Origin of the sequence: Pseudomonas sp. S4_EA_1b (assembly GCF_016307435.1) — a bacterium.
GTDB classification, from domain to species: domain Bacteria; phylum Pseudomonadota; class Gammaproteobacteria; order Pseudomonadales; family Pseudomonadaceae; genus Aquipseudomonas; species Aquipseudomonas rhodesiae.
The window spans coordinates 18,150-30,472 of the sequence record NZ_JAEILC010000080.1; the positions used below are offsets into that span (position 1 = coordinate 18,150).

General features: G+C 60.3%; 11 protein-coding genes. 4 read left to right on the forward strand and 7 right to left on the reverse strand.

The window, feature by feature from the left end:
- From YA0848_RS23410 to YA0848_RS23420, 3 genes are read left to right on the forward strand one after another with little or no spacing between them, the layout of a single operon-like run.
- Complete coding sequence (locus YA0848_RS23410) at positions 1-1,428, forward strand: O-antigen ligase family protein (protein ID WP_169903562.1); 1,428 nt, start codon at positions 1-3, stop codon at positions 1,426-1,428.
- Positions 1,428-2,837 (forward strand): lipid II flippase MurJ, encoded by a 1,410-nt coding sequence (locus tag YA0848_RS23415; protein WP_169903561.1) that lies wholly within the window; start codon positions 1,428-1,430, stop codon positions 2,835-2,837. Before YA0848_RS23410 ends, YA0848_RS23415 begins: the two co-directional genes overlap by 1 nt.
- A gap of 30 nt (positions 2,838-2,867) precedes the next feature.
- On the forward strand, positions 2,868-3,902 hold the full coding sequence (locus tag YA0848_RS23420; RefSeq protein WP_034096805.1) for an acyltransferase family protein: 1,035 nt from the start codon (positions 2,868-2,870) through the stop codon (positions 3,900-3,902).
- Between the two features lie 33 nt (positions 3,903-3,935).
- On the opposite strand, the gene YA0848_RS23425 is transcribed toward YA0848_RS23420, so the two are convergent.
- The 6 genes from YA0848_RS23425 to YA0848_RS23450 form a co-directional block, all read right to left on the reverse strand.
- Positions 3,936-4,517 carry a DUF4174 domain-containing protein gene (locus YA0848_RS23425; protein WP_034137672.1) on the reverse strand — a complete coding sequence of 194 codons (582 nt, stop codon included), beginning with the start codon at positions 4,515-4,517 and terminating at the stop codon, positions 3,936-3,938.
- Positions 4,518-4,681: 164 nt separating this feature from the next.
- Positions 4,682-5,314: a glutathione S-transferase family protein gene (locus YA0848_RS23430; RefSeq protein ID WP_034112901.1), complete on the reverse strand. Its 633-nt coding sequence runs from the start codon at positions 5,312-5,314 to the stop codon at positions 4,682-4,684.
- 64 nt (positions 5,315-5,378) lie between these two features.
- Complete coding sequence (locus tag YA0848_RS23435) at positions 5,379-7,736, reverse strand: DNA polymerase II (RefSeq protein ID WP_169903560.1); 2,358 nt, start codon at positions 7,734-7,736, stop codon at positions 5,379-5,381.
- An 88-nt stretch (positions 7,737-7,824) separates the two neighbouring features.
- Positions 7,825-8,139 carry a protealysin inhibitor emfourin gene (locus YA0848_RS23440; RefSeq protein ID WP_034096802.1) on the reverse strand — a complete coding sequence of 105 codons (315 nt, stop codon included), beginning with the start codon at positions 8,137-8,139 and terminating at the stop codon, positions 7,825-7,827.
- Positions 8,114-9,190, reverse strand: coding sequence for a M4 family metallopeptidase (locus YA0848_RS23445; protein ID WP_034096801.1), 1,077 nt, complete (start codon positions 9,188-9,190; stop codon positions 8,114-8,116). Before YA0848_RS23445 ends, YA0848_RS23440 begins: the two co-directional genes overlap by 26 nt.
- 48 nt (positions 9,191-9,238) lie before the next feature.
- On the reverse strand, positions 9,239-9,691 hold the full coding sequence (locus YA0848_RS23450; RefSeq protein ID WP_034096800.1) for an SRPBCC family protein: 453 nt from the start codon (positions 9,689-9,691) through the stop codon (positions 9,239-9,241).
- A 97-nt stretch (positions 9,692-9,788) separates the two neighbouring features.
- Between YA0848_RS23450 and YA0848_RS23455 the strand changes: the two genes are divergently transcribed.
- The gene (locus YA0848_RS23455; protein WP_080758705.1) at positions 9,789-10,190 is read left to right on the forward strand and encodes a GFA family protein; all 402 of its coding nucleotides are present in this window, start codon (positions 9,789-9,791) and stop codon (positions 10,188-10,190) included.
- Between the two features lies 1 nt (position 10,191).
- Here YA0848_RS23455 and mrdA read toward each other — a convergent pair whose 3' ends face one another.
- Positions 10,192-12,084, reverse strand: a complete 1,893-nt coding sequence (mrdA, locus tag YA0848_RS23460) for a penicillin-binding protein 2 (protein WP_034096798.1) — start codon at positions 12,082-12,084, stop codon at positions 10,192-10,194.
- Between the last annotated feature and the right edge of the window lie 239 nt (positions 12,085-12,323).

The window sequence follows — 12,323 nt, forward strand, 5'->3', positions numbered from 1 at the left end:
GTGAATCTGGCAAGCCTCGTCGCGATCCTTTTCGGCCTGCTGTTTGGCGCCCTGACCTTGTTGCTGTCACCGGCCAAGGCATTCCTGGCGGTGATTGGCCTGGCGGGCGTGGTGACCATTTTGCGCTTCCCGTTATGGGGCTTGCTGCTGTTTGCGGGGCTGGCGACGTTCATGCCGTACTCCACCGTCAATCTGGGCATCCGCAGTACGGTCAGCGAAGCGATCCTGGCCCTGACCTGGGGCGCGATCCTGTGGCACAGCTTGCTGGCGCGCCTGCCCGCCACGCCGAGCCTGGCGTCGCGGCCGACCGACCAGATGCTGCTGTGGCTGATGCTGTTCAGCGTGTTTCCGTTTATCGTCGGCCAGGTCACCATCCAGGCCGACACCAGTGGCGTAGCCAATTGGCTGCGCTGGTTGCTGAACCTGTCGGGGGTATTTCTCGCCGCCAAACTGCTGGTGCAGCGCAAACACCGCGAAGCCCTGGTGATCGCACTGCTGCTGGGCACCCTGGCGATGTTGCTACTGTCCATCGCCGTGTTCGTGCGCACCCGCTCCGGTGCCGGCATTGCGCCGATCCTGGCGATGTTCAACTACGCCAACTTCGACATGCTCAAGTTCGGGCTGGAAGCCATGTCGTCGCGTATGGGTTCGCCCTGGACCCACCCGAATGCCATCGGCGGGATCATGGCCTTGCTGTTGCCTCTGGCATTCTGCTTCGGCATGACCGAGCAAGGCTGGAAACGCGCCCTCGGCCTGGGCGTGGCGTGCCTCGGCGCGGCGGCGCTGCTGCTGGCCAGCAGCCGTGGCGCGATGGTCAGCCTGGCGTTGGTTTTGATCTGGATGGCCACGCGGCGAGTGCCGTACACCGGGCGCCTGCTGATGATCGGCGCCGCGCTGACAGTAGCGCTGGTGCTGGCCTATCCGCCGTTGCAGGATCGCCTGGCAACCATCTTTTCGTCGAGCAATGCCAGTACGGAGGTGCGCTTCGACGAGTACCGCATGTTCCCGCAGGCGGTGGCGGCGTATCCCCTGGGTATCGGGTTCAAGGCCGACCCACCGGTGCCCGGTTCGCACCTGCTGGGGATCTCCAACCTGTGGCTCAATTACATCTACAAGATTGGTCTGGTGGGCATGCTGCTGTTCATCGCGGTGACCGTGCGCTGGTGGCGTGAAGCGCGCCCGGATAAAGGCCCGATTCGCCTGACCAAGGACAATGCCCTGTGGTTGGGTACTACGGCCGGGATCCTGGCGGCGCTGGTCAGCGGCTTGTTCGATCACTACTTCAGTTTTGCGGTAGTGATGGTGGCGCTGTTCTGGCTGATGGTGGGGATCAATGTACTGGAGGCGCGGCGGCTGTTTCCGGCGCGCGTGCCGCAGGTCAAGCGTGTGGCTTACGGCAAGCCGCTGCTTGATGGCGCCCACTCCTGATGCTCGGCTCCGCCGCATGGCTGACCGTGGCGACCCTCTTGGGCTTATGCCTGGGGTTTGCGCGCGAATGGCTGCTGGTAGCGGCGTGGGGCGCGGGCGAACGTAGCGATGCGTTCCTGATCGCGTTGTTCCTGCCCGAAGCGCTGCGCATGTCCCTGGCCGGTGGCGTGCTGAGTGCCGCCGCCCTGCCGCTGTTCCTGGCGCGCAAGGATGCTGAGCGAGCGGATTGGCTGGCGGTGTTGTTTCCGGCCTTGCTGCTGATTGCATTGCTGACCAGTCTGCTGCTGATGCTGTTGGCGCCGTGGCTGGTGCAAATACTGGGGCCGGGGCTGGCCGCCGGTGCCGCCGCCCTGGCCGGCAATAATTTGCAGATCGTTGCGTGGTGCGTGCCGGGGTTGCTGCTGCACGCCTTGTTCAGTATTCCGTTGCAAGCCAACGAACGCTTTGTGCTGGCGGGGCTGGGGTCGTTGCTATTCAACCTGCCGCCGGTGGCCTACCTCGCTCTCGCGGGCAGCGCCACGCAGCCGCAGTCGTTGGCCTTGGCGTGCCTGGTCGGCAGCCTGCTGATGCCGCTGGCGTTGTTGCCATCGATCTGGCGCCAGGGTTGGCGCCCATGGTGCTGGCAACTGAGACTTGCGCCTTTACGCGAACTGGGCCAGCGCATCGGCCCGCTGTTGTTGAGTAACGGCGCCAGCCAGGGCCTGGCCTTGATTGAACGCCTGGTGGCATCGCTGCTGGGGGAAGGCGCTGTGACCTGGGTGAACCTGGCGCGCAAGCTGATGAACCTGCCGCTGATTGCACTGATGAGCCTCAACCAGGTGCTGCTGGGCATGATGAGCCAGCGTCAAGGCGATGAGCGCCTGGCCTTGCTCAAGCGCGGCCTGGAGACCGCCAGCGTGCTGACCCTGCCCGCCGGCGTCGGCCTGGTGGCCGCCGCGACGAGCCTGGTCACGCTGCTGCTGCCCAAGCACGCGATGGATTCGCCACTGCCGCTGCTGCTGGCTTGGTTTGCCGTGCCGCTAGTGTTCGGCGCCTGGAACGCCTTGCTCGCGCGCTACGCCTACGCCGCTGGCGACACACGCCAGCCGCTGCGCTGCGAGCTGCTGGGCAGCCTGGTCAATGTGCTGTTACTGGGCGCCCTGCCCTTCGTGTTTGGTCTGGCGGGCATCCCTTTGGCCGCACTGGCCGGGGTGATCTGCACCGCGCTGCTGCTGATGCAGCGCCAGGGTTTACTCGCCGAGGTGCCGTGGATGCGCCACTGGCTGCTAAGCGCGCTGGCACTGGGCCTGGCGGCGCTGCTGCTGTTCCCGGTGCAGGGCGCATGGCTGCAGTTGGGGCTAAGCACACTGGCCGGCGCCGTGGTGCTGGTGGGCCTGGGGCTATGGCTCAAGCCGTGGCGTAAAGCATGAGATTGGGTGTGATCGAATGGGAGCACTGAGGTGAAACATCGCTGGATCCAAATGGACATCGCCAAAGGCATCGGCATCCTGGTGATCGTGTATGCCCACAGTTGGTTCGTCGCCAAGTCGCCCGATCTGCTGTATCCGATCCTGGCGTCGTTTGTGTTGCCATTGTTTTTCTTTCTGTCCGGGGTGTTTTTCAAACCGGAACAGCCATTTGTGGAGATGGCGCTGCGCAAGGCCGATGGTCTGCTCAAACCGTTTTTCTTCACCATGCTGGTGTACGTGATCGTGCGCGATGTACTGCGCGGCCAACCGTTACTGCCGGATATCGGCGGCGTGCTGTATGCCACGGTGGCCACAATCCCCTGGCAGGCGCTGTGGTTTTTGCCGCATTTCTGGGTGGCGATTCTGTTCAGTTGGTTGCTGCTGCGGCTGATTCAACGTTTACCGCTGGCTGTGAGTTGCGCGGCGATGATCGTACCGCTGCTGCTGGGCATCTGGATGCTGCCGTGGTTCTGGCAACTGCCGGTGACGCTCGGCGAGCACACGTGGGTGCTGCCCGGCTTGCCCTTCAGCCTCGACGTCACGCTGATCAGCAGCGCCTGTTTCGTGTATGGCTACCTATTGCGCGACTGGCTACGTACCCACGCCGGCTCATGGCTGACGCTGCTGGTGTCGGTGGTGCTGTTCGCCGCGGTGTTCCTCTACAGCCACGCCACCATGGACCTGGCGCAACGTCGCTACGACCACTGGCTGTGGACCAGCCTGCTGGCGCTGATCGGCGTGTACCTGTGCTGGGCTTTGGCGAAGGTGATCATGGTATCGGCCCTGCTCACGCGGATGATGACCTACATCGGTCAATCCACGTTGATCCTGCTGATCTTCCATGGCGAGATCCAGCACAAGACGGTCGACCTGCTGGTGCGCCTGGGGCTGCATGAATTCGTCGCGGCGTGTATCGGGTTTGGGGTGGCGGTGATCGCGCCGTTGTTGATCGGGGAGGTGATCAAGCGCGTGGCATTCCTGCGGTTCTTCTATTTTCCGTTTCCGCTGCGCAAACAGCGGGCATAGCGGTTGGAGCGAGCACGCTCGCTCCTGCCGACATCAATCGTCCAATGGTTGCACCGCGGGTTTGCTACCGGGTTTAGCAGGCTTGGCGCCCTTGGCCGGAGCCGGGGCAGGCGCCGCAGGTTGGGGCTCAGGAGCCGCCGCGGCTTCTTTTTCCGCCATGGGCATCTGATCGATGGTGCTGAAGAATTCCTTGAGATCGAGGGTGTCCGGCGGCACGGTCTTCTCAAGTTTCTTCTCGCCGTCCTTGCCCACCAGAATCACTTTGGTGCCGCTGCCGGCGCCGAGCTTGAGGGCGCGGATCAATGCATTGGTTTCCGGCGGGGTGAGTTTCTTGTTGTCTTTCGGGTCTTTGGCGAACTTCTCACCTTCAGCTCCGATACTGCCGAACTTGACGGTGTAGAACACCATGCTGCGTTCTTCAAAGGACTGCTTGATGGCCGGCTCGTCCAGCTCTTTCTTGAGTTTGGCCAACGTATCGTTGCCGGAATCAAGCTCCACCACCACCAGCGGCCGGGCCTTGCCCAAATCCTGCTTGAGCGGGTTGATATCCTCAGCCGCCAACAGCGGCCCCGTAAACGCCATCAAGGTAGCCAGGGTCAGCGACCGGATGAGCATGCGCACCTCCTTTGAATTTCATGCAGGGTTCTTGAGTTTCATGTCTGCGACAGTCAAATTCAAGGATGATTCCTACGGCACTTTGAGAAAGAGTAGGTCAGGACGCCCGTGACGCAAGGGGTTGAGTGGGGCTGCAGGGATTGTTTCGCCTGATTGCAGAATCATCACGACGCCGTCCACTGCGGCCAATGCCGGGCGAACACGGGCGCCACGCCGGGGTCGGCATCCACACGCGCCAAGGTGCGCGCAAAGCCTGGCGCTACGGCGCTCAACGCCTCCCGCGCGGCGTCCCAACGCGACACCGCCGCCGCCATGATGCCCAAGGCATTGGGCTCACCGTTGTTGGCAAACAACTGCTCGGCAAACTGTTCGGCGAATACCACCCAGGCTTGATGCAGATAACGGCGTGTGCCACAGACCAGTTGCGTTTGCACCGCCTCGGGCGCGTCACCCAACCAACGCTGTGGGTAATCGATGATGCCGATCGCCGAGTAGCAATTGGCCGCGATATAAACCAGGCCCCGGATGATCTGCGCGCGGTCGCCGCTCAGCAGGTGCGCGTCGGGGAATGCCAGGCCGAGATGAATCAGGATGGCGGCGCTTTCCGTCAGTACCTGACCATCGGGCATCACCAGCGTCGGGATCTGTTTGAGCGGGTTGATACGCGCCAGGACCTCGCTGCCTTCGCCGTCGTGCCAGGAGCTGGCGTCCACCCGATGCCACGGTACTGCACAACGCTGCAAGGCGATTTCGATCATGCATGAGCCGGATTCGTCGGTGCCGTAGAGCGTATACATCATGGCCTCTCCTTTATGACGGAGCCCCAAGCGTGCACACGCCCGACCGTGCATCGCAAGTGTTTTAGAACAGCCCCATCTGCCCGCCGACCAACGTACTGAAATCATCATTTACGAACGGCAGAATCGCGTCGGCCACCGGCTGCAATTGGCGGGTGACATAGTGATCGTAGTCAATCGGCGCCTGGCGCACTTCCAGCGGTTCAGGCCCATTGACGCTGATCACATAGCTGATCCAGCCGCCACGCTGGTACTGGCGCGGCCTACCCAGGCGGTCGTTGTAATCGTCTGCCAAACGCGCCGCTCGCACATGGGGCGGGACGTTGCGTTCGTAATCGTCCAGGCGGCGGCGCAGGCGTTTACGGTAGACCAGCAACTCGTCGAGTTCGCCGCTCAAGGTTCTACGCACGTAATCGCGGATGTACGCTTGGTGCGGCTTGCGGTCAAAGATGAGGCGGTAAAGCTCTTGCTGAAACTGTCGCGCCAGGGGCGACCAGTCACTGCGCACGGTCTCAAGGCCCTTGTAGATCATCTCTTCGTGACCATCGCTGCGCATGACTAGGCCGGCGTAGCGCTTCTTGCTGCCCTCCTCCGCGCCGCGAATGGTAGGCATCAGAAAGCGCGTGAAGTGGGTTTCGTATTGCAATTCCAGGGCGCTCTGCAAACCGAATTCGGTGCTCAGGTGCTCGCGCCACCAATCGTTGACATGCGTGACCAGCGCCTGGCCGATGCGGCTGGCATCCTCCTGGGAATGCGCACGGCCGAGCCACACGAAGGTGGAGTCGGTGTCGCCGTAGATCACTTCATAGCCCTGGGCCTCAACCAATTGGCGGGTCTGACGCATGATCTGGTGACCGCGCAGGGTGATCGAGGAGGCCAGACGCGTGTCGAAGAACCGACAGCCGCTGGAGCCGAGCACGCCGTAGAAGGCGTTCATGATGATTTTCAGGGCCTGGGACAGCGGTGCGTTGTGTTCGCGCTTGGCCGCTTCGCGCCCTTCAGCCACGCGCGCGACAATCGATGGCAGACAATGGCGCGTGCGGGAAAACCGCGCACCGCGAAAGCCTTCCACCGATTCGCGGTCATCAGGGTGTTTGAGGCCTTCGATCAGGCCCACCGGGTCGATCAGGAAACTGCGAATGATCGACGGGTACAGGCTTTTGTAATCCAGCACCAGTACCGACTCGTAGAGGCCGGGACGTGAGTCCATGACGAAACCGCCAGGGCTGGCCTGGGGCGGCTTATCGCCCAGGTTCGGTGCGACGAAGCCTGCGCGGTGCATCAGCGGCATGTAGAGGTGGGTAAATGCGGCGACGGAGCCGCCGCTGCGGTCAGCCGGTAGCCCGGTGACACTGGCACGCTCCAGCAGGAACTTGAGCAGTTCGGTTTTCTCGAAAATCCGCGTTACCAGCTCGCAGTCCTTGAGGTTGTAGCGCGCCAGGGCGGGCTTGTCCTCGGCGAACATGCGGTTGATTTCGTCCATGCGCTGGTACGGCGTAGAAATATCCTTGCCTTCGCCCAGCAAGGTTTGCGCAACGTTTTCCAGACTGAACGATTCGAAACTCCAGGTCGCCGAGCGCAGCGCTTCGATGCCGTCAATGATCAAGCGTCCCGGCGCCGCCGCGAAGTAATGGTTGCGACTGCCATGCTCACGCCAGCTCATGGCCTCTTCACCGCGCCCGAGCAGCAAGGGCACATTGAGGCGCTGGGCGTGCTCATGGAGCACCCGCAGGTCGAACTGCACCACGTTCCAGCCGATGATGGCGTCGGGGTCATGAGTGGCCAGCCACGCATTGAGACGTTCGAGCAACTGAGCGCGGCTGTCGCAATAGTCGAGCTTGAAGTCCACGGCGTCGGTCTTATTGGGCGGCCCGAGCATATACACCTGGCGCTCGCCGCAGCCTTCCAGGGCGATGGAATACAGCTCGCCCTGGGCGGTGGTCTCGATATCCAGGGACACCAGCCTGAGCGGCGGGCGGTAGTCCGGCGCGGGTTTCATCTGGGCGTCCGACAGCACGCCCGTGGCCTGCGGCGTACCACCGAACCACACGGGCGCAGTGATGAAACGCTCCATCATGTAGCGCTCAGGAGGCCGTACGTCGCCTTCGTACACATCGACGCCCGCGGCACGCAGGCGTTTTTCCAGGTCCATCAACTGGCGATGCTGGCGGGTATACAGACCGAGGACGGGGCGGTGATGGAAGTCACACAGCTGCAGCGGGCGCAACTCGACATCGCGCTCCCCCTTGAGCAGCCAATCCAACGGCTTGCGATGGGCTTCAGGGATAAACATCACGGAGGTCTGAACGGGTAGACGGATGTACCGTGGCCCCTGGTCGGTGGCCAGCCAGAAGCTGACCTCCGTGCCGGCCGGGGTATCGCGCCAATGCCGGGTCAGGACAAAACCCTGCTGTAAATCCACCGTACCGCACCTCAGAAATCGCGTTGAGCCGGTGATTCTACGCGGCGCGAGCTTCGGGGCGAAAAGTAATACTCATGCAGAAGGGTTATTACACCTGGCCCTTGTCCCATAAACGCTTCAGCTCTTCCGAGGCCTGGTCTTCCGGTACCGTAAAACGCAGTTGATCGTCGCGATTGTCCGAGCGATAGCGAACTTCAATCTGATAGAAGCGCTGATCGCCCCGGCCTACATCCGTCGACGTTTGCGGCAGGCAACGGTTCAGCACATTGCAGATTTGCTCACGCTCATCGACATTGCACTGAGCAAATTCGATTTCACGCGGCCGGGTCATGGTGGTCACCTGGCCGCCCTGACGGGACAGGCGCACGGTGGCGTCGTTACCCAAGGCCGGAAGTTCTTTCATTGCGTGATTCTCCTGCTGGACCGACGCCGACTTCCTCCCAGGCTTTACGCACAGCATCAGCCGCTTCAGTGCCAAAACGTTGGTGGGCATGTTGTACGGTCAGAGTAGCAAAGGCCTGAAAGTTAGCGTCGTTGTCCAAGTTTTTGTCGCAGAGGGTGTCATACCAGATTTGGCCAGCCCGCTCCCAGGCCGAACCGCCAAGTGCTATGGCGACCAGGTAGAACGCGCGATTGGGAATACCGGAGTTGAGGTGCACACCGCCATTGTCGTCTTGGGTATTGATGAAATCGTCCATATGCGCAGGCTGCGGGTCTTTGCCGAGCACAGGATCATCATAGGCCGTGCCAGGGTGGGACATCGAGCGCAGGCCTTTACCTTTGACCTTGTCGGTCAGCAGATCGGCGCCGATCAGCCAGTCGGCCTGCTCTGCAGTTTGCTTGAGGACGTACTGACGCGTAAGCACACCGAACACATCGGAAATCGACTCGTTGAGTGCCCCGGATTGATTGCGATAGACCAGGCCCGCTTCGCTTTCGATGACTCCGTGGGTGAGTTCGTGCGCCACCACGTCGAGCGAGCGCGTAAACCGCTGGAACACCTCGCCATCGCCGTCGCCAAACACCATTTGCGCCCCATTCCAGAACGCATTTTCATAGCCCTCTCCGTAGTGCACGGTGCCGGCCAGCGCAAAGCCCCGGTTGTCGATAGAGTCTCGACCATAGACCTGCCAGAAAAAGTCATGGGTGGCGCCCAAGGCATCGTACGCCTCATCTACGGCGACATCGCCGCTGGCACGCTGACCTTCGACCCGAACCAGCGCGCCAGGCAGCACGGTCAAGTGTTGAGCATCGTAAATATTGCGCTGCAGTTGACCAGGCTGATGGGCCTCGGCCACGGGCGCCTGGGATTGGCGAGCGGTCGCGGGCAAGAACTGACGGACGTGCGTCAGGGTTTTCAATGCGCGCGAACGCTGCCATTCGGAGCCATGATCAATCAGGCGATTGAGAATGTAGGGCGGCATGAATCCGAGGTAATGACGTTGGCCAGACATGGCGCTCTCCTTGTCAGACAGTTTCGGATAGTAAATACACAGTGGGCATCATTTGAGGAAGTTCTCGATGTTGCCCATTTGCTCGTCCCAGCCTCGGGAATTCATCTTGAACGCCTTCTGGCGACGGGCATCGGGAATTTCGTTGAAACCTGACTCAACCACCCGCAGCAGAATACCGGGCGCATGGTCCTCGATAGTGAACTCCACCAGGGTCGGGCTTTCCTTGTCATAGTCGATAGTGTCGTCGACCGCGAACGGATGCCAACTGAATGAGAACAGGGTCTGCGGCAGTATTCGTTCGATCCTGGCCTTCCAGACGACATGCTCATAACCAGGGTAGGTGATCGGCGCCTCAACGATCTCCCCCTCGACAAAGGCCTTGCCCTTGAGAGCAATGCCAAACCATTGGCCGAATTGCTCGGCATCTGTCAGCGCGTCCCAAACTTTTTTACGTGAAGCGTTGAGCAGGATTTTTCGCTCGATGCGATCTAATACGTGCATAAGTCACCTCCTCCATTGACCGTAGGTGACATCAAACAATGCGCAACCTGGAGTTGTAAGCAATGATGATGACCCGTCCATGAACTGACCCTACCTTATGACTGACCCACTCAACGGAAGTTGCTTTTGCAAGGCGGTGCGCTATCAAGTACTCCGCCTGGACATGCCTATCAGCCACTGCCACTGCGACAGCTGTCGCAAAGTGCATGCGGCCCCCTTTGTCAGCACCGCCGGGGTGATGCGGGAACACTTTGTTTGGACGCAGGGACAGGAGCTGCTGTCGTCCTTCGAATCGTCACCGGGCAAGCACAGGCATTTCTGCTCGCGGTGCGGCTCTCATTTGATGGCTGAACGTGGGCATCAGCCTCATGTCATCGTGCGAGTGGCAACGCTGGATGATGACCCAGGCGTCAGGCCAACCTCGCAAATCTGGACCGCCCAGGCTAAACCATGGCTGGCCTACGAGGACGTAGAGTGCTGGAGCGAATGGAAACCATGACTCAAACGTGAGGATCTCCGGGCCCTTTAGCAGGTGTTGCATATTGCGGTTTAAGGTGTCCTTCTTGGTCTAGTAACCAGGCATCCATGATCTGCCGCACCACAGGCCCTGCCACACGGCCACCGGCCTCGCCGTTTTCAATCATGACCGAAATGACAATTTTTGGATGCTCGGCTGGGGCAAAGCCTACAAACAAGGCGTTATCACGATGGCGCTCCAGCGTTTTCTCGCGGTTGTAGCGCTCACCCTGTTTGATCGCCACGACCTGCGCGGTACCACTCTTGCCAGCGATCCGATACTGCGCACCTTGTGCGGCCGCCCGCGCGATGCCGCGTGGGTCGTGCATGACCAGTTGCATACCGTGGTTGACCTGCTCCCAGTCGCGCGGGTCCTTAAGGACAACGTTTGGCATGGGGTTTTCGTCTACTGGCGGCACACCGTTGATGGTCTTGGCCAAGTGCGGTCGGTTCCACACGCCCTTGTTGGCGATCAAAGCGGTGGCCTGAGCCAGTTGCAACGGGGTGACCTGCATGTAGCCCTGGCCGATGCCGAGGATCACCGTTTCACCGGGGAACCAAGGCTGGCGGCGTGTGGCGCGCTTCCATGCCTGGGAAGGCATCAGCCCGGCTGACTCTTCGAACATATCCATGGACACTTTCTGACCCAGGCCAAACTCGGCCAAGTAATCATGCAGGCGATCGATTCCCAGCTTGTGGGCCAAGTCATAAAAGTAAGTGTCGTTAGAACGCATGATAGCTGCGTCCATGTCCACCCAACCATCGCCACTGTGGTTCCAATTGCGGTATTTGTGGTCAAAGTCCGGGAGCTGGTAGTAACCAGGGTCGAACACGCGGGTTTGGGCAGTGACGACACCGCTGTCGAGACCAGCGATGGCCACCTCGGGCTTGATGGTTGAGCCTGGCGCATACAGACCCCGAAGGACACGGTTGAACAAAGGCCGGTCGATAGAGTCGTGCAGTGCGGCATATTCCTTGAAACTGATACCGGTGACGAAGAGGTTCGGATCGAAACTTGGCTTGCTGACCATGGCCAGTACTTCGCCGGTTTGCGGATCGAGAGCAACCACCGAACCACGGCGATCCCCCAAGGCTTGCTCTGCTGCTTCCTGAAGTTTGACGTCGAGGCTCAGGACAATATTTTTTCCAGGGACCGGGTCGGTGTGCTTGAGTACGCGAAGCACCCGGCCCTGAGCATTCGTCTCAACCTCTTCGTAACCCACATGACCATGCAGCTCGGACTCGTAGAAGCGTTCGATTCCAGTCTTGCCGATCGACTGAGTACCGCGATATTCCACAGAATCTAGGTTCTTGGACTCCTTCTCGTTGATCCGGCCTACGTAACCAATGGAATGAGCAAAATGCGGACCCAGGGGGTAATGTCGAACGAATTGTGGTTCCACATCAACCCCGGGTAGGCGGAACTCATTCACAGCCAGCACCGCGATCTGTTCCTCGGTGAGTTCGTAAAACAAGGTCACCGGAACGAAAGGGTGGCGCGCTTGCTTGAGGGCTTTGTCGAACAATGCGCGATCTTCAGTAGGCAAGTGCAGTAAGTCGATGATCGTGTCCAGCTCCCCCTTAAGGTCTGTGGTGCGCTCGCGGGTGATCGTCAGGTTATAGCTGGGGCGGTTGTCGGCAAGCACTACACCGTTGCGGTCATAGATCAGTCCACGGGTGGGAGTGATAGGCAGGACGTGGACGCGATTGTTTTCGGAGATCGTAGAGTGATAGTCGAACTGCACCACCTGCAAAAAATACATACGGCCCACTAGGGCACAAGTAATGCCAATGACCAGCAATGCACAGGCAAGCAGGCGTTTGTTGACCAGACGATTCTCTTTCTCGTGGTCCTTGATCGGTATCACTTCAGGCATTTCTACAGCATCTCTTTGAAAAAGATCGTTGCCGCGTCCTGCGAATGAAGATAAGTCCCTTTGAAAATGAGCTGCACCTTACCAAAAATGCAGGGACGCTTTGCATCGATTTCTTCAACGGTACTCAATGGTGTTTTTGTCACGAGACAATCAGCTCCTCATGACGTCGTAGCGGAGCTTTATATCGACGGTGGAGGAAAAGGAAAAAGCTTTACAACACTTTTCGAGCGCGCAAAACA

Excerpts from the sequence above, each read along its gene's own strand:
- YA0848_RS23415 (WP_169903561.1), top strand. The coding sequence starts at position 1,428 with ATGCTCGGCTCCGCCGCATGGCTGACCGTGGCGACCCTCTTGGGCTTA.
- YA0848_RS23425 (WP_034137672.1), bottom strand. The coding sequence starts at position 4,517 with ATGCTCATCCGGTCGCTGACCCTGGCTACCTTGATGGCGTTTACGGGG.
- YA0848_RS23430 (WP_034112901.1), bottom strand. The coding sequence starts at position 5,314 with ATGTATACGCTCTACGGCACCGACGAATCCGGCTCATGCATGATCGAA.
- YA0848_RS23440 (WP_034096802.1), bottom strand. The coding sequence starts at position 8,139 with ATGAAAGAACTTCCGGCCTTGGGTAACGACGCCACCGTGCGCCTGTCC.
- YA0848_RS23445 (WP_034096801.1), bottom strand. The coding sequence starts at position 9,190 with ATGTCTGGCCAACGTCATTACCTCGGATTCATGCCGCCCTACATTCTC.
- YA0848_RS23450 (WP_034096800.1), bottom strand. The coding sequence starts at position 9,691 with ATGCACGTATTAGATCGCATCGAGCGAAAAATCCTGCTCAACGCTTCA.
- YA0848_RS23455 (WP_080758705.1), top strand. The coding sequence starts at position 9,789 with ATGACTGACCCACTCAACGGAAGTTGCTTTTGCAAGGCGGTGCGCTAT.
- mrdA (WP_034096798.1), bottom strand. The coding sequence starts at position 12,084 with ATGCCTGAAGTGATACCGATCAAGGACCACGAGAAAGAGAATCGTCTG.